This is a genomic window from Micromonospora sp. NPDC047074 (assembly GCF_040643815.1).
In the GTDB taxonomy this organism is placed as follows: Bacteria; Actinomycetota; Actinomycetes; order Mycobacteriales; family Micromonosporaceae; genus Micromonospora.
On sequence record NZ_JBEYVB010000002.1, the window covers coordinates 428,753 to 449,954 of the forward strand.

Annotated in this window: 19 protein-coding genes, 1 tRNA gene and 1 pseudogene; 19 read left to right on the top strand and 2 right to left on the bottom strand. The window is 71.0% G+C overall.

Annotated elements, in window-relative coordinates:
- The first annotated feature begins 6 nt into the window (after positions 1 to 6).
- From ABZ809_RS05640 to ABZ809_RS05670, 7 genes are all read left to right on the top strand, one after another.
- Positions 7 to 79 (top strand) — tRNA-Ala (locus ABZ809_RS05640).
- A 523-nt stretch (positions 80 to 602) separates the two neighbouring features.
- On the top strand, positions 603 to 1,799 hold the full coding sequence (locus ABZ809_RS05645; RefSeq protein WP_357561191.1) for a cysteine synthase family protein: 1,197 nt from the start codon (positions 603 to 605) through the stop codon (positions 1,797 to 1,799).
- Positions 1,800 to 1,802: 3 nt separating this feature from the next.
- Positions 1,803 to 2,747, top strand: a complete 945-nt coding sequence (locus ABZ809_RS05650) for a hypothetical protein (protein ID WP_357561192.1) — start codon at positions 1,803 to 1,805, stop codon at positions 2,745 to 2,747.
- A 10-nt stretch (positions 2,748 to 2,757) separates the two neighbouring features.
- Positions 2,758 to 3,954, top strand: coding sequence for a hypothetical protein (locus tag ABZ809_RS05655; protein WP_357561193.1), 1,197 nt, complete (start codon positions 2,758 to 2,760; stop codon positions 3,952 to 3,954).
- Positions 3,944 to 5,197 carry an MFS transporter gene (locus ABZ809_RS05660; RefSeq protein ID WP_357561194.1) on the top strand — a complete coding sequence of 418 codons (1,254 nt, stop codon included), beginning with the start codon at positions 3,944 to 3,946 and terminating at the stop codon, positions 5,195 to 5,197. The genes ABZ809_RS05655 and ABZ809_RS05660 overlap by 11 nt, the downstream gene beginning before the upstream one ends.
- Positions 5,194 to 6,357 (top strand): ATP-grasp domain-containing protein, encoded by a 1,164-nt coding sequence (locus tag ABZ809_RS05665; protein ID WP_357561195.1) that lies wholly within the window; start codon positions 5,194 to 5,196, stop codon positions 6,355 to 6,357. Before ABZ809_RS05660 ends, ABZ809_RS05665 begins: the two co-directional genes overlap by 4 nt.
- Positions 6,358 to 6,549: 192 nt before the next feature.
- Positions 6,550 to 7,491: a phytanoyl-CoA dioxygenase family protein gene (locus ABZ809_RS05670; protein WP_357561196.1), complete on the top strand. Its 942-nt coding sequence runs from the start codon at positions 6,550 to 6,552 to the stop codon at positions 7,489 to 7,491.
- Positions 7,492 to 7,510: 19 nt separating this feature from the next.
- Here ABZ809_RS05670 and mgrA read toward each other — a convergent pair whose 3' ends face one another.
- Positions 7,511 to 8,500, bottom strand: a complete 990-nt coding sequence (gene mgrA / locus ABZ809_RS05675; RefSeq protein WP_357561197.1) for an L-glyceraldehyde 3-phosphate reductase — start codon at positions 8,498 to 8,500, stop codon at positions 7,511 to 7,513.
- A gap of 81 nt (positions 8,501 to 8,581) precedes the next feature.
- Between mgrA and ABZ809_RS05680 the strand changes: the two genes are divergently transcribed.
- From ABZ809_RS05680 to ABZ809_RS05700, 5 genes are all read left to right on the top strand, one after another.
- Positions 8,582 to 9,550: an aldo/keto reductase gene (locus ABZ809_RS05680; RefSeq protein ID WP_357561198.1), complete on the top strand. Its 969-nt coding sequence runs from the start codon at positions 8,582 to 8,584 to the stop codon at positions 9,548 to 9,550.
- A gap of 4 nt (positions 9,551 to 9,554) precedes the next feature.
- Complete coding sequence (locus ABZ809_RS05685; RefSeq protein ID WP_357561199.1) at positions 9,555 to 10,052, top strand: hemerythrin domain-containing protein; 498 nt, start codon at positions 9,555 to 9,557, stop codon at positions 10,050 to 10,052.
- Between the two features lie 86 nt (positions 10,053 to 10,138).
- Complete coding sequence (locus ABZ809_RS05690; protein ID WP_357561200.1) at positions 10,139 to 11,578, top strand: magnesium chelatase; 1,440 nt, start codon at positions 10,139 to 10,141, stop codon at positions 11,576 to 11,578.
- A gap of 2 nt (positions 11,579 to 11,580) precedes the next feature.
- Positions 11,581 to 13,536, top strand: coding sequence for a VWA domain-containing protein (locus ABZ809_RS05695; protein ID WP_357561201.1), 1,956 nt, complete (start codon positions 11,581 to 11,583; stop codon positions 13,534 to 13,536).
- Between the two features lie 339 nt (positions 13,537 to 13,875).
- Positions 13,876 to 14,340, top strand: a complete 465-nt coding sequence (locus ABZ809_RS05700) for a hypothetical protein (RefSeq protein ID WP_357561202.1) — start codon at positions 13,876 to 13,878, stop codon at positions 14,338 to 14,340.
- A gap of 16 nt (positions 14,341 to 14,356) precedes the next feature.
- On the opposite strand, the pseudogene ABZ809_RS05705 reads toward ABZ809_RS05700, so the two are convergent.
- Positions 14,357 to 14,640, bottom strand: a pseudogene (locus ABZ809_RS05705) (DUF427 domain-containing protein).
- Positions 14,641 to 14,721: 81 nt separating this feature from the next.
- Between ABZ809_RS05705 and ABZ809_RS05710 the strand changes: the two are divergent.
- The 7 genes from ABZ809_RS05710 to ABZ809_RS05740 all read left to right on the top strand — a co-directional run bounded on the left by ABZ809_RS05710 (position 14,722) and on the right by ABZ809_RS05740 (position 21,161).
- Complete coding sequence (locus ABZ809_RS05710) at positions 14,722 to 16,122, top strand: FAD-binding oxidoreductase (RefSeq protein WP_357561203.1); 1,401 nt, start codon at positions 14,722 to 14,724, stop codon at positions 16,120 to 16,122.
- The gene (locus ABZ809_RS05715; RefSeq protein WP_357561204.1) at positions 16,119 to 17,462 is read left to right on the top strand and encodes a class I SAM-dependent methyltransferase; all 1,344 of its coding nucleotides are present in this window, start codon (positions 16,119 to 16,121) and stop codon (positions 17,460 to 17,462) included. The genes ABZ809_RS05710 and ABZ809_RS05715 overlap by 4 nt, the downstream gene beginning before the upstream one ends.
- Before the next feature lie 88 nt (positions 17,463 to 17,550).
- Positions 17,551 to 18,108 carry a helix-turn-helix domain-containing protein gene (locus tag ABZ809_RS05720; protein ID WP_357561205.1) on the top strand — a complete coding sequence of 186 codons (558 nt, stop codon included), beginning with the start codon at positions 17,551 to 17,553 and terminating at the stop codon, positions 18,106 to 18,108.
- Positions 18,101 to 18,967: an SRPBCC family protein gene (locus ABZ809_RS05725; RefSeq protein WP_357561206.1), complete on the top strand. Its 867-nt coding sequence runs from the start codon at positions 18,101 to 18,103 to the stop codon at positions 18,965 to 18,967. Before ABZ809_RS05720 ends, ABZ809_RS05725 begins: the two co-directional genes overlap by 8 nt.
- A gap of 276 nt (positions 18,968 to 19,243) precedes the next feature.
- Entirely contained in the window at positions 19,244 to 20,056 is an 813-nt protein-coding gene (locus ABZ809_RS05730) for a CHRD domain-containing protein (RefSeq protein ID WP_357561207.1), read from the top strand.
- Positions 20,057 to 20,169: 113 nt separating this feature from the next.
- Positions 20,170 to 20,403, top strand: coding sequence for a zinc-ribbon domain-containing protein (locus ABZ809_RS05735; protein WP_357561208.1), 234 nt, complete (start codon positions 20,170 to 20,172; stop codon positions 20,401 to 20,403).
- Between the two features lie 272 nt (positions 20,404 to 20,675).
- Entirely contained in the window at positions 20,676 to 21,161 is a 486-nt protein-coding gene (locus ABZ809_RS05740) for a hypothetical protein (protein ID WP_357561209.1), read from the top strand.
- The last annotated feature ends 41 nt before the right edge of the window (positions 21,162 to 21,202 follow it).

The following is a 21,202-nucleotide window of genomic DNA, read 5'->3' on the forward strand; positions in this document are numbered from 1 at the left end:
AGGCAAGGGGCCGTGGCGCAGCTGGTAGCGCACCACACTGGCAGTGTGGGGGTCAGGGGTTCGAGTCCCCTCGGCTCCACCCTTGCAACCACAGGTCGGCGGCTTGGTCGAGAGAGATTCGACCAGGCCGCTGAGTTGTTTTCCGGCCCATCCGGCTCACGTTTTCCCGTCTGCGTCGCGGGTCACATCCCGGGCCGTGTCGATGGTCGCCGGTTGCGGTGATGTCCGGCTTGAGCGCCCCGGCCGGCGCCGGAAGATGGCGCCTGCCGGTTCCGCTGACCATGCGAACGGTCTGCCGGGGCGAACCCACCCGCGGGAGCAGTAGGCGTTGGTGGAGTCTCGCCGATGCTCAACTCCGCCAGCCGCCGAGCGCGGCGCATCCTTCGTGCCGACCGCCGGTGGACCTGACGAGGGGCGGACCGGGCGAGGGTGCACATCCACCATGGACTAATCGCCGGGTAATGAGGCGCCTATTAGTGGACAAATCCGGTCTGGCCTATCTCCCTGAGCATACCTACATTCAGGGACGCTGGCGAAGTTCCAGTCGGATCTCCCGAACTTCACATTACGCTGCGCAACACGACTGATGCGTGGAGATACCTATGTTGAACTGGTCGGAATCGCATTCATTGACAGGTCACAGGTCGAGGCGGCCCGAGGCGCCGGATCCGGTTGGCCGCCAATACGCTGCGGCCAACGGTCTGATGACGGCGATCAGAGAAACACCGAGCGTGTTCCTGTCGTGTACGCCACGCGAGGGGGACGCGCGACTGGTGGCCAAACTGGAGTCGGCCAACCCCGGGGGCAGCCTCAAGGACCGGTCGGCCTGGCACATCGTCAGGGAGGCCGAAAGGGTCGGAGCCCTCCGGCCCGGCGGAGTTCTCATCGAGTCGTCGTCGGGAAACTTCGGAATCGCGCTCGCCATGATCGGGGCGAGCCGCGGCTACCGGGTCATCGCGGTGGTCGACCCGAAAATCACGGAAGCCAACCTCGGGCTCCTGCGCGCATTCGGGGCCGAGATCGTCGTGGTTCACGAGCGCGACGATTCCGGGTCGTATCACAAGACGCGCATCGCTCTTGCGAACGACCTGCACCGGCAGATCCCGAACTCCTTTCGCCCGGACCAGTGTTTCAATGTCAAGAACGGCGAGGCGCACTACCTGACGACCGGCCCCGAACTGCTCGATCAGGTCGGAGAAGGCCTGGCCGCCGTCGTCTGCACCGTGAGTACCGGAGGGCAACTGGGCGGCATATCGCGGTATCTCAAGCAGGTGGCGCCGCAGGTGAGGATCGTCGGCGTCGACATCGCCGGCTCCACCGTGTTCGGAGGTGCCCCGCATGCGTACCTCACCCCGGGCATGGGTCTAAGCTGGACCCCAACGAATCTCGATGACCTGGGCCGGATCGACGAGGTCTACCTGCTCCATGACGAGGACAGTTTCGTCGGCTGCCGAGCCCTCGCCCGCAACGAGGGGATCCTGGCGGGCCCTTCCACGGGGGCGGCATACCTGGTGGCAACGAAACTCGCCATGAATCTGCCCGCGACTTCGAGCGTGGCCTTTCTGGCCAGCGACCGTGGCGAACGGTACCTGCAGACCGCCTTCAGCGACGACTGGATGAGGTCGAAGGGCTTCACCGTCGATGTGACAATCGACGCTCTCCGCGCCCGCGCGCAGAAGGTGTCTCTGCGATCCAGCAGTCCGGCTCAGGACTGTGCCAACTATGACGAGACGATCGCCGAGGCGCTCGGCTCGCCGACCGTCCTGCCGACGGCTCACTACGCGACCCAAGGAAGTTGAGCGATGACCCGACCCCTCATCGTGCTGCTGGGCAACGACTACGACGAGACGGACCACGCCGTCCTGTTTCCCGAGGTGCGACGTCGTGGCGCCGACATCGTCCGGGTGCATCCCGACGAACTGGTCACGGAGTTGACGGCAACGGGCGCGCGCTTCCACTTCGAGGGCGAGGAGATCGCTCCGGATCTGGTCGTCGGCTGGGTGTACGAGGACATCCTCTACCGGGGGATGTACCAGCTCGAAGCATTCGAGCGAATGGGCGTGCCGGTCCTCAACACGGCACGCACCCTGTTCTGCGGTCAGAACAAGTATCTGAACAGCGTCATGTTGCACGCGGCTGGCGTACCGCACATGCCCGTACTGAGCGGCCGAGACGCAAAGAGCCTGGGGCGGTGGGCGCAGACCCAGACGTACCCCCTGGTGCTCAAGCCTGTCGTCGGTTTCGGTGGCAACGGGCTGCGGAAAATCGAATCCATGGCGGAGTTGTCGGAAATCGTCGACACCCTGCCTCCCGACGAGCACTACTATCTCGTCCCGTTCGTCGACAATCCTGGTCGCGACATCCGCGTCTACTGCCTGAACTACGAGCCGGTGTACGCGCACTACCGTTACGCGCCCGAGGGGCACTGGATCACCAACTTCAGCGCGGGTGGATCCATGGCCCCGTGCGACCTGACCCCCGATCTCATCGACATCGCCGCCAGCGCCTCCCGCGCGGTCGGCGCGCGCATGTCAGGGGTCGACGTGGTGGAGGACCAGAGGACCGGGACCCTCCGGATCTTCGAGGTCAACACCTGCCCCAGCAACGAACCACCCGTGTTGCCGGACTTCGCGCAGTTCCTGGTCGAAGCAGCCACCGACTTCGACCGGACTCTGGCGAGTTGGAAGCCGGAGCACGTGTTGTACGAGCCCAAGCCCACCGACAAGCTCTTCCACGACTATGCGTGATTCGGGCGGCGTGCCCCGTAGGGTCCTGGCGCTCAACTACAGCGGCGACAACGACTATCCGGCCATGCTGCCGGAGATCGCCGACCGCCTCGTGGTGCTCTCCCAGGAGCCCCTGGAGAACGCCGAGGGCCTGGCGCACTACGAGCAGATCGACAACCTGGAGGAGTCGCCGCTCGGGGCGCAGCGAGCGCGCGCCCTGCACGCCGAGGACCCCTTTCACGCCGTCATAACCGACAACGAGTACGAGATCCTGCGGTGCGGGCAACTGCGGGACGAGTGGGGTATCGGCGGCCAGTCGGCCGCGTCGGCGCTGGCCTTCCGGGACAAGGTGGCGATGAAGGACGCCGCGCGACCCGCCATGGAGGTCCCGGCGTACGCCCGCGTGGGCTCGCAAGCCGACGTGGAGCGGTTCGCCGACAGGCACGGCTTTCCGCTCGTCCTCAAGCCCGTCGACCAGGGCGGCTCGCGGGGCATCCAGGTACTGCGAGATCGGCGCGACATCACCACAGCCTGTGCGACGCCGTGGACGTACGACATGGAGGTGGAGCAGTTCGTCGAGGGGGACGTCTACCACGTCGACGCGTTGGTGACACCCGGCCTGGAGTTCATCTCCTCGGCGCGCTACAGCGTTCCGCCGTTGAGATTCCTGCAGGGTGCGCCGATGGCACACGTCCTCATCGAGCCGGATGCCCCGATCGCCAACCGGCTGCGGGACCTGCTCCGGGCGCTGCTCGTCACGATGCCGGCGCCGGACTCGGCGGCCTATCACCTGGAGGTGATCCGCACGCCCGACGACCGGCTGGTCTTCTGCGAGATCGCCTGCCGGGTCGGAGGTGCGCAGATTCCGGATCTCGTGCATCGGACGTACGGCTTCGATCTCGTCGCCGCCTCCTTCCGGGCGGCCTGCGGACTGCCGGTGGGGCAGTCCCCGGCCTTCGGAGGAAAGATCTACTCGTCGTTGATCCTGCCGTCGCCCGGTGGAACGCTGAAGGACGCGCCGACGGAGCTGCCCTTCGACTGGGTGGACCGGTACACCTTCCGGCGGGCCGTCGGGACGACGATCCCCGCCAGCCGCCACTCCAATGATCACGTGTCGTGCGTGACCTACCAGGCCGAGGACCACGCGACAGCCCTCCGACGAGCCCGCATCCTGGAGGAGTTCCTGCTGCCCCGCATGATCTGGACGGCAGCGGGCAGTGGCACGTAACCCGCTGGCCGCGGACCTGGCCCTGTTCCCGGCACGGCTCAAGGCCCTGCTCGTCGCGGTGTTCCTCACCGGCGTGACGACCTTCATGCTGATGCCGTTCCTGGCCGTGTCACTCACCCGCTCAGGTCTGAGCATCGGCCAGGCAGGCACCTGCGTCGCGGTGCTCCTGTTCGGGCAGCAGGGCCTCGGCCATGTCGTCGGGATACTGGTCGACCGGTACGGGACGCAGCGGATCCTCACCGTCGGACTGCTGCTGCGTGTCGCGGCATTCGTCGGACTGATGTCGGTGAACGGGTTCGGGGCGCTACTCGTCGTGTGTGCCCTGATCGGTGCCGGCGGCTGTCTGGTGACGCTGCCGATCCGGGTCGAGTTCATCCAGCAGGACCCCGCGATCCGGCAGCGTAGCCTCGCGTTGCGCGGAGCGGCCGTCAACGGCGCGGCCATCCTGGGGCCACCCCTTGGCACCGTGCTGCTGGCGGCGGACTTCCGGTGGGTCTGTGTCGCCGCCATGTCGACCCAGATCGCCGTACTGACGCTGCTGTCCCGCCGGTCACTGCGGACCGGAGAGCACGCCGGGCAGCGGCACGGAGGCCTGCCGTCGACCGACCGGGACGCCGGTCAGGACCCTCGACCATCGGTTGTGGCCCTGCTCAGGGACCGGCGTACGGTGACGCTGCTGCTGGTCGCGTTCACGTTCTGGTTCAGCTACTCCCAGCTGAACACGACGGTGGCGCTGGCCACCATCACCGCCACCGGCTCGGAAGCGATCCTGTCCGCCCTGTTCGTCGCCAACGCCGCCATCGTGTTGACTCTCGAGTATCCCGTCATCCGGGGGCTGTCGGCGCGGCGACCGTCGTCCTACCTGCTCAGGCTCGGGATGATTGCGATGAGCCTGGCGTTCGCGGTCCTCGCGGCGGGCGTGTCGATCTGGGTCCTCGCCATCTTCATCGTGGCGTTCTCCGCCGCTGAGATCTTCTACAGCAGCTCGGTCGACGACGTGATCGGGCGCATCGCGCCAGCGCAGGGCGGCGGGCGTTACATCGGCGTCTTCAGCCTCGGCGACGCGGCTGGCAGCGTTGCCGGAAGTGCGGCTGGCTCCGCCCTGTTCGCTCTGGCGGACACGGGTGGCTTCACCCATGCGTACTGGTTGGCTGTGGCCGCGCTCGTCGGTGCGGCGACCGTTCTGTTCGTGATCGGCGAGCAACGACGTCCGCACCTGTCGAAGGTCGAGGTTCAGGTATGACCCGGAAGCCCGTCGTCGCGCTCATCGAACCCCGACCCGCCGTCACCGAGGCTCTTCGGACACTCGATGTCCGCTGCGTCGCTGTTCGGTCGGAAGCCTGCGAACCCGACGTCCACGCCGAGACGCTGCACGTGCGGTGGGACGATCCGGCCGAGTTCGAGCGAACCGTGGCCGCGATGGCCCAGGTGGCTCCAGCCGTCGTGCTGGGCTTCGGCGAGACGTCGGTCGCTGTCGCGGCCGCACTCGCCAAGCGGCTCGGTGTAGCCGGCCCGGGGGCGGATGACGTGGCGATCACGACGGACAAGTGGCTGTTCCGGCGGCGGCTCAGCGAATCCGGGCTACCAGCGGTGGCCCAGCGGATCTGCGACAGCGCCGAGGCTCTGCGAGCCGCTGTCGCCGAGCTCGGCACACCGCTCATCGTCAAGCCACGAAGCGGCGTGGGCAGCGAGGGCGTCCAACTGCTGGCAGATCCTGACGAGGTGGATCGCCTGGCTCACAAGCTCGACTACGGGCAGGGCCACGTCGTGGAGGAGTTTCTCGTAGGGCCCGAGTTCAGTGTCGAGTCCATCAGCCGTGACGGCGCGCACGAGATCCTCGGTGTCACCCGCAAGTCGACCTCCGGTCCGCCAGGGTTCGTGGAAACGGGACACGTCCACCCGGCCCCGGACGGACCGTACGACGAGTTGCGGCGAGCCGCTGTCGACGTGCTGGACGCGATCGGAATGACGACCGGGCTGGCGCACACCGAGTTCATCCTGACCGACGGCGGGCCACGTGTCATCGAGAGCCACGCCCGTCCGGGCGGAGACCGCATCACGGACCTGTTCCGCCTGGCGACCGGGCGGGACATGTTCGTCGAGGTCGCGGCGGCCCATCTCGGGATGCCGGTGCAACCATCGCGCCAGGCCGCCCGCTACGCCGAGATCCGGTTCCTCTCCGTGCCGCCGGGTACGGTCCGGGCCGTCACCGGCCTGGCGGAGGTGGCCGCGTTCCCATGGGTCCACGAGATCTCCCTCCCACTGGCTCCCGGCGACCCGGTGCGACCCGTCGTCAGTTCCGCCACCCGACCCGGTTTCGTCGTGATCACCGGCGCCACCCCGGCTGACCTCGCCGAACGGTTCGACCGGATCGGGGAGTTGTTGCTCGTCGACGTCGTGTGACAACGGCCCCGGAGCCTTCCGCTCTCCTGCGCCGGCTTCGTGCCGCCGGCCGCGGGGGTGACCAGAATAGGGGTCCCGTCCGGCGAATGAGGCGTTGTCGCCCATTCGGCCTCGTGCCACGATCGTCGCACCGGAGGCCTTCCCCGCCTGGTGGTAGGGCTCGATCCCGTACGGCGCACGAAGGAGCCGATGGTGGACCACCCCCACGCGTTGACGGCCGAGCAACTGGACCAGTTCCGGCGTGACGGGCACCTGATCCTGCGGGGTGCGCTCCCGGCCAGGATCCTGGACGGGCTGCACGGCTCGTTCAGCCGGGTCGTCGACCACCTCGCCCGGCAGTGGCAGCAGCGGGCCGGGATCACCGAGACGTTCGCCGACCTGCCGTACGACCAGCGTTACCTGCGCCTGATCGAGTCCAGCCCGGTCCGGGTGCCGGCCGCCTGGCGGCGGATCCTGGTGGGGCAACCGGTGTACGACCTGTGGCGCAGCCCGGAGCTGCTCGGTCCGGTGCGGAGCCTGATCGGTGACGAGGTCTACGCGCACGGGGTGTGGAACGCCCGCCCGCGCGACCCCCACGGCCGCACCCAGCAGGTCGCCTGGCACCAGGACGCCTACTACTACAAGGGCTGGGACGCCGCCGTCGGGCCGCTGCTGTCGGTGTGGATCCCGCTGGTGCCCGTCGACGAGGACACCGCCTGCCTCCAGTTCGTCACCGGCTCGCACACCCGGGGCTGGATCCCCCGTGACCGCCTCCCGAACGGCGAGTACGGCACGTCGGACGCGGCGCTCGGGGACGGCCCGGTCAGCACCGCCCGGATGGAACCCGGTGACGTGGTGATCTTCACGGACACCACCCTGCACCGCTCGACGCCCAACGTCTCGGACCGCATCCGGTGGAACATCGACATCCGGTTCGCCCCGGCGGTCGACCAGGTGATCCGGAACTCGCCGCGCGGCTACCGCTGCTTCAGCGGCGCCGACCCGACGCAGGTCGAGTCGTACGAGACGTGGGCCCGCCGCTACCGGTACGAGCCGGAGGAACTGCTCACGGAGCTCACCAACTTCGAGGAGGGCTACGACCTCGACGCGCTCAAGGCGTTCTCCCGCGCGTCGCCGTACGCGGACATCTACTGACCGTGCCGTGCCGGGGGCGTCAGCCGAGGTGGCGGGCGATCTCGGCCAGTTCCTCGGCGGTGAGGTCGAGGTCGTCCAGCGCCGCGACGTTCGTCTCCAACTGCGGCACGCTGCTCGCCCCGATGATGAGGCTGGTCATCCGCGGATCGCGCAGCGCCCAGGCGAGCGCGAGCTGGGCGAGTGACTGGCCGCGCCGTTCGGCGATCCCGCCGAGCGCCCGGATGGTGGCCATCTTCTCCTCGGCGAGGTCGCTCTCGTCGAGGAAGACGCTCGTGCGCACCCGGGAGTCCGCCGGGATGCCGCCCAGGTAGCGGTCGGTGAGCAGGCCCTGGGCGAGCGGGCTGTAGGCGATGCAGCCCGCGCCGACCCGCTCCAGGGTGTCCAGCAGGCCGTCGTCCTCCGTCCAGCGGTTGAGCATCGAGTACGAGGGCTGGTTGATCAGCAGCGGCGTACCCAGCTCGCGCAGGATCGCCGCGGCCCGCTCGGTCTGCGCCGAGTCGTAGTTGGAGACGCCGACGTAGCGTGCCTTGCCGGAGCGGACGGCGGCGTCGAGCGCGCCCATCGTCTCCTCCAGCGGGGTGTCCGGGTCGAAGCGGTGCGAGTAGAAGATGTCGACGTGGTCCAGCCCGAGCCGGCGCAGCGACTGGTCCAGCGAGGAGAGCAGGTACTTGCGGGAGCCCCACTCGCCGTACGGGCCGGGCCACATCAGGTAGCCGGCCTTGCTGGAGACGACCAGCTCGTCGCGGTACGCCCGGAGGTCGGTGGCGAGGATCCGGCCGAAGTTCTCCTCGGCGGCGCCCGGCGGCGGACCGTAGTTGTTGGCCAGGTCGAAATGGGTCACGCCGAGGTCGAAGGCGCGCCGGACGATGTCCCGCTGCCGCTCGAACGGCCGGTCCGGGCCGAAGTTGTGCCACAGCCCGAGCGAGATCGCCGGCAGCCGCAGCCCGCTGCGTCCGCTGCGCCGGTAGGTCATCTGGTCGTAGCGCTGGTCCGCGGCGAGATAGGTCACGAGCGAGACCCTAACCCCGCAGGCACCGGCCGTGCGCGGCGAAGCGGCGTGCCGTCGGGGACGCCGGGGTAGTTTCGGGACATGCGGTTCGTCCAGCTCGACACCCCGAAACCCCTGTCCAAGATCGGCCTCGGCACCTGGCAGTTCGGGTCCCGGGAGTGGGGCTACGGCGCCGACTACGAGCGCCTGGCCGCCGACATCGTCCGGCGGGCCGTCGAACTCGGGATCACCGTCTTCGACACCGCCGAGCTGTACGGCTTCGGCCGCAGCGAGCGGATCCTCGGCGAGGCGCTCGGCGACGACCGGCACAAGGTCGTGCTCGCCACCAAGATCTTCCCGATCCTGCCGGTCGCCCCGGTCGTGCAGCAGCGGGCGGTGGCCTCGGCCGCCCGGCTCGGCGTCACCCACCTCGACCTCTACCAGGTGCACCAGCCCAACCCCCTGGTCGCCGACCACACCACCATGCGCGGCATGCGCGCGTTGCAGGACGTCGGGCTGGTCGGCGAGGTCGGCGTCAGCAACTACAACCTGCGCCGCTGGCAGGTCGCCGAGGCGGCGCTCGGCCGGCGGGTGCTGAGCAACCAGGTCCGGTACAGCATGGTCGACCGTGGGCCCGAGCACGACCTGCTGCCGTACGCACGGCAGGCCGGCCGCCTGGTGATCGCGTACAGCCCGCTGGCCCAGGGCTTCCTGTCCGGCCGGTACGACGCGAAGAACCCGCCGAGCGGGGCGGTGCGCCGGGCCAACCCGTACTTCCTGCCGGAGAATCTGGAACGCGGCGCGACGCTGATCGAGACCCTGCGGCAGGTGGCCGACGCGCACGACGCCACCCCCAGCCAGATCGCCCTGGCCTACCTGCTGCGGCACCCGAACGTGCTGGCCATCCCCGGCGCCTCCAAGGTGGAGCAGGTCGAACGCAACGCGGCGGCGGCCGACATCGAGCTGGCCGACGACGAGTACGCCGCGCTGGTCCGTGCGGCGAAGGAGTTCCGCCCGATCACCGGGCTGGCGGCGGCGCCCCGCCTGCTCCGGGCCCGAGCCGGAAGGTGAGCCCATGGACGACATCACCGCGCTGATCCTCGACGACCACGCCGCCTTCCGCCGGGGCTTCGCCCGCCTCGACGACGCCCGCGACGAGCACGAGCTGCTGGCCATCTGGGACGCGCTGGCCCTGCACCTGGACGTGCACGCCGAGGCGGAGGAGGCGATCCTCTACCCGCACCTGGTGCGGCACGGCGACGACGGCGAGGCCGAGACCGTCGACGCGATCGGTGACCACAACAAGATCCGTGACGCCGTCGCCGAGTCCAAGCTGCACCCCGTGGGCTCCGCCGAGTGGTGGGCGGCGGTGCGTACCGCCCGCCGGGAGAACAGCGAGCACCTCGCCGAGGAGGAGGACGAGGCCCTGCCCGACTTCCGCCGGCACGCGAGCGACGAGCTGCGGGCCGAGCTGGGCCGCCGCTGGCTGACCTTCCACGGCGAGCACAAGAACGGTCGCGACCTCGCCTTCGCCGACAAGGACCCGCAGCGCTACGTCGACGAGCACCGCTGAGGCGTCCGTCGGTCGGTCCGCTTCGTCGGCCTGTCGGTTTGTGTACCCGGCCGACGGACCGGGCGTACCCGATTATGTGAGCTAGCGTGGATCGGGTGACTGCGCCTTCCCCGGTTACCCCGGTCCCACCGGCCGACCTGCCCGGCACGCTCGGCGCGCTACGGGCGGCCGGCCACGCGTACCGCACGGTCAAGCAGGAACTCCGCGACAACCTCCTGGCCCGGATGCGTACCGGTGCCGACCGCTTCCCCGGCATCGTCGGCTACGACGACACGGTGCTGCCCGAGGTCGAGCGGGCCCTGCTCGCCGGGCACGACATGGTGCTGCTCGGCGAGCGGGGCCAGGGCAAGACCCGGCTGATCCGTTCGCTGGTCGGCCTGCTCGACGAGTGGACCCCGGTGATCGCCGGCTCGGTGCTCAACGAGCATCCGCTGCACCCGCTCACCCCCGGCTCTCGGGCGCTGGTGGCCGAGGCCGGCGACGACCTGCCGGTGGCGTGGCTGCACCGTTCGATGCGCTACGGCGAGAAGCTCGCCACCCCCGACACCAGCGTGGGTGACCTGATCGGTGACGTCGATCCGATCCGGATCGCCCAGGGGCGTACGCTCGGCGACCCGGAGACGATCCACTTCGGCCTCGTCCCGCGTACCAACCGGGGCATCTTCGCCGTCAACGAGCTGCCGGACCTGGCCGAGCGGATCCAGGTGGCGCTGCTCAACGTGCTGGAGGAGCGGGACATCCAGGTCCGGGGCTACCAACTGCGGCTGCCGCTGGACCTGTTCCTGGTGGCCAGCGCGAACCCGGAGGACTACACCAACCGGGGCCGGATCATCACCCCGCTCAAGGACCGCTTCGGCGCCGAGGTGCGTACCCACTACCCGGTCGACCTCGACCTGGAGCTGGCCCTGGTCCGGCAGGAGGCCGACCTGGTCGCCGAGGTGCCGGAGCACGTGCTGGAGGTCCTGGCGCGGTTCGCCCGCGCGGTGCGCGAGTCGCCGTCGGTGGACCCGCGCTCGGGTGTCTCCGCCCGGTTCGCCATCGCCGCCGCCGAGACGGTCGCCGCCGCCGCGCTGCGTCGCGCCGGCCTGCTGGCGGCAGCCGAGGGGGCGGTGGCCCGGGTGGGGGACGCGGTGTCGGTGACGAGCACCCTGCGCGGGAAGGTCGAGTTCGAGAGCGGCGAGGAGGGACGGGAGGTCGAGATCCTCGGCCACCTGCTGCGGACCGCGACCGCCGAGACGTTCCGGACCCGGCTGGCGGGGCTGGACCTCTCCGGGTTCACCGCCCTGGTCGAGGAGGGCGCGGTGATCGAAACCGGCGAGCTGGTCGGCTCCGCCGAGCTGCTGCGCCAGGTGGGCACCGTCCCGGGGCTGGCCAAGGCCCTGGACCGGCTCGGGCTGAGCGACGCGCCCACCCCCGAGCAGGCCGCGGCCGGCGTGGAGTTCGTCCTGGAAGGGCTGCACCTGACCCGCCGGCTCGGCAAGGACGTCACCGACAGAGGCCGGACCCGCTACGGCGGCCGGGCCTGAGCATGGCCGGCAACCGGTTCCGGTACGGGCAGTGGCAGGGCGGCCCCGACCCGCTCGCGCCCCCGTACGACGTGCGGGGCGCGGTGGACGCCGTCGGCGCCGAGGTGCTGGCCGGCGGCAGCCTCCGGGAGGCGCTGCGCGATCTGCTGCGCCGGGGCCCCCAGGGGCGTGGCGGCCTCGACGACCTGGCCGCCCGGGCCAGGCGGCTGCGCCGGGAGGCGTTGCGTCGGGGCGACCTGGACGGGGCGGTGACCCGGGCCCGGGCCCTGCTCGACCAGGCGCTCGCCGCCGAACGCGACGAGCTGCGCGGCCGCGACGACGACGCCGCGCGGTTCGCCGAGGCGGTGCTGGACAACCTGCCCCGCTCGACGGCCCGCGCCGTGCAGGAGCTGGCCGGCTACCAGTGGGCCAGCGACGAGGCACGCGGGACGTACCAACGGATCCTCGACGGGCTCCGCGACGACGTGCTCGGTCAGCGCTTCGCCGGCCTGCGGGACGCGGTGCGCGCCTCGGCGGATCCTGCCGCGCAGCGGCGGCTGGCCGAGATGATGCGCGACCTGAACGACCTGCTGGCCCGGCACGCCCGGTCGGAGGACACCACCGACGCGTTCGCCGAGTTCATGCGCCGGCACGGCGACTTCTTCCCGGAGCAGCCCGCCGACGTCGACGAGCTGGTCGACGTGCTGGCCCGGCGTTCGGCCGCCGGGGAGCGGCTGATGCGTTCGCTGTCGGATCGGCAGCGCGAGGAACTGGCCGGCCTGATGCGGCAGTCGCTCGGCGACCGGCTCGCCGGGGAACTGGCGGCGCTGGACGACAACCTCCGCGCGCTCCGCCCCGACCTGCACTCCGGTCGCGGCGAGCGGGTGCGCGGCGACCGGCCGCTCGGGTACGGCGAGGCCGCCGACGCGCTCGGCGAGATCGCCGAGCTGGACGAACTGCTGGACCAGCTCGACCAGGAGCATCCGGGCGCCACCCTGGACGACGTCGACGTCGACGCGGTGGCCCGGACGCTGGGCCGGGACGCCGCCGACGACGTACGCCGGCTGCGGGAGCTGGAGCGGGAGCTGCGCCGGCAGGGTTGGGTGAGCCGGGACGCCGACGGGCTGACCCTGGCCCCGAAGGCGCTGCGCCGGCTCGGCGGCACGGCGCTGCGCCGGGTCTTCGCCGACCTGACCGCCGGGCCGCGCGGCCAGCACGACCTGCGCTCGGCGGGGGCCGCCGGCGAGGTCAGCGGCGGATCGAGGCCATGGGAGTACGGCGACGAGCAGCCCCTCGACGTGGTGCGGACGCTGACCCGGGCGGTCCGCCGCGCCGGCTCCGGCGTGCCGGTGCGACTGGCCGTCGAGGACTTCGAGGTGGTGGAGACCGAGCGGCGGGCCTCGGCGGCGGTGGCGCTCTGCGTCGACCTCTCCTACTCGATGATCTCCCAGGGCCGGTGGGGCCCGATGAAGCAGACCGCGTTGGCGCTGGCGCACCTGATGGCCACCCGGTTCCCGCAGGACGCCCTCCAGATCGTCGGTTTCGGTCGGGAGGCGCTGCCGCTGACCCAGCAGGAGCTGGCCGCCGTCGAGCCCGACATGCAGCAGGGCACGAACCTGCAGCACGCGCTGCGGCTGGCCGCCCGGCACCTGCGGCGGCACCCGGACGCCGAGCCGGTGGTGCTGGTGGTCACCGACGGGGAGCCGACCGCCCACCTGGATCCGGACGACGGGGAGGCGCTGTTCCACTGGCCGCCGCTGCCGGAGACGATCGCGGCGACCGTACGCGAGGTGGACCGGCTGACCCGGTACGGTGCCACGCTCAACCTGTTCATGCTCGGCGACGATCCCGGCCTGCGCCGCTTCGTCGACGCCGTGGCCCGCCGCTCGAAGGGCCGGATGTTCACCCCCGACCTGGAGGATCTCGGCGAGTACGTGGTCTCCGACTATCTCCGCTCCCGCCAGCCCCGCCGGCGCTGACCGGACGGATCCGACGGACCGCGCGGCTGCGCCTCCTGGCCCGGCTCGGCGCGGCGCGGCCGAGGAGTGGTATCGCCGCGGACGCTGTCGAGCTGCCCCATCGGTGGGACCACGGCCTGTGCCGATGGGGTCGGACCTGCTGCGAAGTGTCCCGTCGGCCGCCGTCCCTGGTCCTATTGGTGGGGCAGCTCGACAGCGCCCGATCAGTCCTTCGGCCTGCGGCGCCCCGGGGCGCTTCCGACCGGTGCCTTCCGCCGGTGCCTTCCGGCCGGTCCCTTCCGGGTGAACCGTCCGTGGGAACGCCGGGCCGGGCAGCGCGGGCCGGGATTGACTGGGGGCATGGACAGCGGGGCGTTGCGGGGGGCGTACGCGGAGGTGCTCGCGGAGGTCGAGGCGGGCGGGTTCGGGCCGCCGCCGGCCGGGCAGTTGAGCGCCGAGCAGATCGTCGCGCACCTCGCCGCCAACGACGAGTTGATGACGGAGGCCACCGAGGCGGTCCTCGCCGGTTCGCCGTTCGCGTACTACGACCTGGAGACCATCCACCGTCCCCAGGTGGACGCACTGGTCGCCGAGTGCGGTGGGCTGGACGGGCTGGCCACCCTGCTGCGGGCCACGAGCCAGAAGCTCTGCGCCCTGACCGATCGGCTCGGCCCGGCCGCGCAGACCCCGGTGGAGACCCACCTGCGCGAGGGCTTCGACCTGGTCGTGGACGAGCCGTTGCCCTGGGCCCGCACGTTGGACCTGCACACCCGGGTGCACCTGCCGAAACACCTGGCCCAGTTGCGCATGCTCCGCACCGGTTGAGCCGTCGGCGTGGGCGTCAGTCGACGACCCGGACGTCCTTCCAGAAGGCCACCCGGTCGCGGACCAGCTCCGCCTCGGGCTTCGGGTCCGGGTAGTACCAGACCGCGTCGGCGCTGGTCCGCCCGTCGCGTTCCAGCGTGTAGTAGGAGGCGGTGCCCTTCCACGGGCAGACGGTGCGGGTCGCCGACTCGCGGATCAGGTCGTCGCGCAGTGCGGACCGGGGAAGTAGTGGTTGCCCTCGACCAGCACGGTGTCGTCGCTCTCGGCGATGACCAGGTCGTTCCACACGGCTCTCGGCATTGCTCCACGCTATGCCGCCGGGGCCGGCGCGGCCACCGTCGAGGTCCCACACCTCGCGCTTCTCGCGCGTACAGTGATCGCATGTGTGCGGTCCGTGTGGATCATCATCCGGTCGACCACGACGACGCGGTGGCGCGCCTGCGGCGGTCCTACGCGGCGGTGCCCGCGGGTGAGCCGGTCCGGCTCGCCAAGCGCACCTCCAACCTGTTCCGGCCCCGGTCCGCCCCGCGCGCGCCGGGCCTGGACGTCGGCGGGCTCACCGGCGTGCTCGCCGTGGACCCGGCCGCCCGCACGGCCGAGGTGCAGGGCATGTGCACCTACGAGCACCTGGTCGACGCGACCCTGCCGCACGGGCTGATGCCGCTGGTGGTGCCGCAGTTGCGCACCATCACCCTCGGCGGGGCGGTGACCGGGCTCGGCATCGAGTCGACCTCGTTCCGCAACGGCCTGCCGCACGAGTCGGTGGTCGAGATGGACGTGCTCACCGGGGCCGGCGAGATCGTCACGGCGCGACCGGAAGGAGAGCACGCGGATCTGTTCGCGGCGTTCCCCAACTCGCTGGGCAGCCTCGGCTACGCCACCCGGCTGCGCATCGAGTTGCAGCCGGTGCGGCGGTTCGTGGGGCTGCGCAACATCCGGTTCACCCGGTTGGAGGCTCTCGTCGACGCGGTCGCCGAGGTCACCGCGACGGGCTCCTGGGCCGGGCAGACGGTGGACGCGATGGACGGGGTGATGTTCAGCCCCGGCGAGGCGTACCTGGTCCTGGGCACCTTCACCGACGACGCGCCACCGGCCAGCGACTACACGGGCCAGGGCATCTACTACCGGTCGCTGCGCCAGCGCACGCACGACGTGCTGACCGCGTACGACTACCTCTGGCGCTGGGACACCGACTGGTTCTGGTGTTCGGCGGCGTTCGGCGTGCAGCACCCTGTGGTGCGGCGGGTCTGGCCGGCGCGGTGGCGGCGCAGCGACGTCTACCACCGGCTGGTCCGGTGGGAGCACCGGCACGGGGTGGCCGCCCGGATCGACCGCCTGCGCGGCCAGCCGGCGCGCGAGCGGGTGGTGCAGGACGTGGAGATCCCGCTGGAGCGGACGGCGGAGTTCCTGCGCTGGTTCGCCCGCACCGTCGGGATGACCCCGGTCTGGCTCTGCCCGTTGCGGCTGCGCGAGCCGTCGGGCCCGGGATCGGCCCGGGCCTGGCCGCTGTATCCGCTCCGGGCGGCTGAGAGCTATGTGAACATCGGCTTCTGGGGCAGCGTGCCGATCGCGGAGGGCGCCGCCGACGGCGACGTCAACCGGGCGATCGAGCGCATGGTGTCGGAGTCGGGCGGCCACAAGTCGCTCTACTCCGACGCGTACTACGACCGGGAATCCTTCGACCGGCTCTACGGCGGCGCGACGTGGCGCGCGGTGAGGGACCGCTACGACCCGGACCACCGGCTCACCGGACTGTACGAGAAGGCGGTAGCACGAGAATGAGCCTGACCGATCGAGACCAGGGGGCGGCAAGCGCTCCCGCCACCCCGCCGGCGGGGGGCCGGCGACCGGGTCCGACCGTGGCGGACGTCGTCCGCGCGCTGACCACCGGGGCCCTCCCGGTGCGGGTCACCGGCTACGACGGCAGCGCGGTGGGGCCGGCCGACGCCGGGATCACCCTGTCGATCCGTTCCGAGCGGGGCCTGACCTATCTGCTCACGGCCCCCGGCGACCTGGGCATGGCCCGGGCGTACGTCGGCGGCGACCTCGCGTTGCAGGGGGTGCACCCGGGCGATCCGTACGAGGCGCTGCGGGTGCTGAAGGACGAGTTGCGGCTGCGTACGCCGTCGTTGGCCGAGGGGCTGGCCCTGGTGCGCGGGCTGGGCTGGGAGCGGCTGATGCCGCCGCCGCCCCCGCCACAGGAGGCGCAGCCGCGCTGGAAGCGCCTGATGAACGGGCTGCGGCACTCCCGCGTGCGGGACAGCACCGCCATCTCGCACCACTACGACGTCTCGAACGCCTTCTACGAGAAGGTGCTCGGCCCGTCGATGACGTACACCTGCGCGGTCTTCCGCGGGCCCGACGACACGCTGGAGCAGGCCCAGGCGGCCAAGTACGACCTGGTGGCGCAGAAGCTGGCGCTCGGGGCGGGGATGCGGCTGCTCGACGTGGGCTGCGGGTGGGGCGGCATGGTCCGGCACGCGGCCCGCGAGTACGGCGTGAAGGCGCTCGGGGTGACCCTGTCCCGGGCGCAGGCCGAGTGGGCCCGGGCGGCGATCGAGCGGGAGGGGCTGACCGGCCTGGCCGAGGTGCGCCACCTCGACTACCGGGACGCGCCGCGCGAGCAGTTCGACGCGGTCTCCTCGATCGGGCTGACCGAGCACATCGGGGTGCGCAACTACCCGGCCTATTTCGGCGCGCTGGCCGACCGGCTGCGGCCGGACGGGCGGCTGCTCAACCACTGCATCACCCGCGCCGACAACCGCGCGCCGCACCGTTCGGGCGCGTTCATCGACCGGTACGTCTTCCCGGACGGGGAGCTGGCCGGCCCAGGGCGGGTGATCAGCGAGATCCACGACGTCGGCCTTGAGGTGCAGCACGAGGAGAACCTGCGCCTGCACTACGCGCTGACGCTGGCCGCCTGGTGTCGCAACCTCGTGGCGCACTGGGATTTCTGCGTCTCCGAGGTGGGGGCGGGCACGGCCCGGGTGTGGGGCCTCTACATGGCCGGTTCCCGGCTGGCGTTCGAGCGCAACGGCATCCAGCTGCACCAGGTGCTCGCCACCCGCAACGGCCCGGAGGGGGCGAGCGGCTACCCGCTGCGCCCCGACTGGCTGCCCTGATCCGCGTCCGACATCCGCGCCGCCCCTCGGCGCGGATGTCGCCGTTCCTATTGACAAAGAAGTTTTGTACGTACAAACTGATTTTGCCATGAGAGAGATCCTGTACCTGGAGCAGATCGAGCAGGCCGAGGTCCTGCTCAAGCCGCAGCGCGTCGAGGTGCTGCGGCAACTGGCCGAGCCGCGCACCTGCACCGAGGTCGCCGCCCGGCTGGAGCAGACGCCGCAGCGCGTCTACTACCACGTCAAGCAGCTCGTCGTCGCCGGGCTGGTCGAGCTGGTCAGCGAGCGCAAGGTCCGGGGCATCACCGAGGGCATCTACCAGGCCGCCGCCCGGTCCTACTGGCTGTCCCCCCGGCTGGTCGGCCGGATCGGCCTGCGCCGCGCCCGCGACGAGCTGAGCCTCGGCTACCTGCTGGACCTGATGGAGGAGGTCCAGGAGGACATCGCCGGGCTCGACCGCACCGCCCCCGAGCTCCCCTCGGTCGGGGTGGCCGGCGAGATCCGGGTGCCGGCCGAGCAGCGCCAGCAGTTCCTGCACGACCTGCAGACCGCTCTGCAGGACCTGTTCACGCGCTACGGGGGTGCCGAGGGAGACGCCTTCAAGCTCGCCGTGGCCTGCTACCCGAAGGGGAAAGACCGTGACTGAACCCATGAAGCTGCCCGTCCGCCTCGCCGCGCCCGTCGCGACCGTCCGTCGCGCCCTGACCGACCCGGCCGAACTGCGCGTCTGGTTCGCCGAGCACGCCGAGGTCGAGCTGCCGGACCGGTACGAGTTCTGGGGCCGGCACACCCCCGAGGGCGACGCGCCGCACCAGCGCCTGCTGCAGGTCGACGACGACACGCTGCGCTTCGCGTGGCTGCTCGACGGGGTGGAGACCACCACCGAGTTCGTCCTGCGCGCGGAGGGCGCCGACAGCACGGTGCTGACGTTGACCCAGAGCCACTTCGACTTCGCCGAGGCGATGAGCGGCAGCAGCATCCGGGGCGTGCTCCAGACGTTCTGGAGCCTGTCGCTCGCCAACCTGGCCGCCCACCTGGCGGGGCAGTCGCTGCTGCCGAAGGTCGACTTCACCTCCGCCGAGATGCGCGGCGAGCTGCTGATCGACGCGCCGGCGGCGAAGGTGTTCGAGTCGCTGACCGACTCCGAGCAGGCCAGCGCCTGGTTCGGCTACCCGATCGGCATCGAGGCATGGGTCGGCGGCCGCTATGCCATGGGCGGCTTCGAGGCGGGCTACGCGGCGAAGGTCGTCGACCTGGAGCCGGGTCGGAAGCTGTCGGTGGACTGGGGGCCGACGGGCGTCAGCACCTGGGAGCTGGCCGAGTCGCAGGGCAAGACGAAGCTGACCTTCGTGCAGTCCGGCTTCGACGAGCAGAACCCGCCGTACGGGGCGTGGGCCGGGTCGGTCTCCTCGCTGTTCGAGCTGCGCCGGTTCCACGAGATGAAGGACTGGCAGCCGATCTGGCTGCCCGCGGAGGTGCCGGGCCTGGAGCCGCAGACGGCGTGACGAGCTGACGTCCGGAAAAAGGACCCCTGCCACCCGACCGGGTGACGGGGGTCCTTTCCTGTCGAAGTGCCCCAGGAGCGGGTGCCGGCTCCCACAGCTCGCGAAGGGCGCCTGACGGCCGGATCAGGAAGACAACAACGGCTCATAGGAAATATGGGACAATTTCATCATAGGGCGCTGACCTGGACGCGCCTTCCGCCTGCGCCCTCAACGGACGGTCGACAGCCGTCCGTGAGCCCGGGCCCAGGCATCCGCCTAGAAGGAGCAGCGATGATGATGAAACGTACCCGTTTGTGGGCAGTTGCGGTGGCGGCCAGCGCGGCGGTGGCGGGGGTCGCCGTGGGAAGCGCAGCCATGGGCGACGGGCGGGACGACTCGCGCGACCGGCACGACTCGCGCGAGGCGTCAGACTCCCGCGACTCGTGGGACTGGGACGACTCGCGGAACGGCGAGAAGGACACCGTACGGGCGAAACTCAGCGGCTACCAGGAGGATCCGCTCACGATCTCCACACCCGGCTCCGGCCGGTTCGAGGCGCACATCGACGAGCGGAACAAGGAGATCAAGTGGCGGCTGAGCTACGACGACCTGAATGACGTCGAGCAGGCGCACATCCACTTCGGCGGACGGCACCAGAGCGGCGGCGTCGCCGTCTTCCTCTGCTCGAACATCAAGGACGGGAAGGGCGGCGCCCCGAAGGGCGTCCAGTCCTGCCCCACCGCGCCGGCCAAGATCGAGGGGACCGTCAAGCCCGCCGACGTGGTGGGCCCCGCCGACCAGGGCATCGAGCCGGGCGAGTTCGACGAACTCGTCGACGCGATCGAGGCCGGCGTCACGTACGTCAACGTGCACACCAAGAAGTACCCGACGGGCGAGATCCGGGGCCAGCTGAAGAGCGACCACGATCGCGGCGAGGACAAGGGTCGCGACAACGGCGGCGACCAGGGCCGTGAACAGGGCGGCGACCAGGGCCGCGACAAGGGCGACGACTGGAACCAGGAGGCGAGCGACGCCGAATGGGAGAAGAGCGGCCACTGGAACCAGGAGGCGAGCGACGCCGAATGGGACCGGCAGATGAGTGACGACTGACGTCGACAGCCGCCCGAGGCAGGGGCATCCGCTCGTCCCCGACGAGCGGATGCCCCCTCGCGTATGCCGGGCCGGGTGGTGACTACGGGGCCGGTGGTGGGTATTGCCAGGCGATGTTCTTCATCTTCGGGCTTCGTACGAAGGTCAGCCGGTCGGGCGTGATGCGACAGGTGTGCCGCAACTGCGGCAACGACGTCGCACAGGTGATCACCCGTCGGTCGACGAAGTTCAGCCTGTTCTTCATCCCGATCATCCCGATCCGCACCCGCTACGTGCAGCAGTGCACCTTCTGCGGCGCCCAGTACGACATCGCCGCGTCCGACGCCCGCCGCCTCCCGATCGGCTGAGCGCCGGTGGCCCGGTTCCTCTGCTGGCTGATCGGCCGCCAGCCCGTCGCGCCCGCCCCGGCGCCCGTGCACACCGCCCCCCGGCCGCCCTGCACGCCCGGCCGTCGGCGTCGCCGCCAGCGCCGGCCGCTGGCCGGTGCGGCCCAGCCCCGCTCGCCCTGGAACCGCTCCGGCGGGCGCTGACCCTGCTCCGGACGAGGCCCCGACCTGGCTATTCCGTTCGTGGTCGGCAGACCCTCGGCAACGTCGCCGGGTCGTGCCAGGATGTGCCGGTGTCGTATCCCCCTCATCCGCAGTACCCGCCGGTGCCCGGCCCGGTGACCCCGATGATCGCCTACCCGCACCCGATCGCACCCCCGCCGGGCTACGCGGTGCTCGTCGTCTCGGTCAACCGTGGCCCGTACATCGTTCCGGCCCCCACCACGAGCAGGTTCAAGGTCAACGGTCAGGCGGTGTCGATCCCCGGCGAGGGCACCTGGCACGTGGCCGTCCCGGCGGGGCAGCACGACGTCCGCTACACCGACTTCATGGGCATCCCGCTGATCACCACCGCGCTCGTCGCCCACCCCGGCACGGTGCAGCACCTGTCGTTCCGCTTCGGCGGCTGGCGCAACCGCGTCCACGACGGGCAGGGCACCGACGTCACGAAGTTCGGCCTGTGGTCGAACTACAGCATCATGCTGGTCACGTTGGCCGTGGTCGGGCTGCTCTGCTGCGGCGGCTTCGGGCTCGTCGCCGCGCTCTCCACCTCGCCCTGACGGCGATTCCGTCCGGCGCGGCCGGCGGTGACCGCCTATCG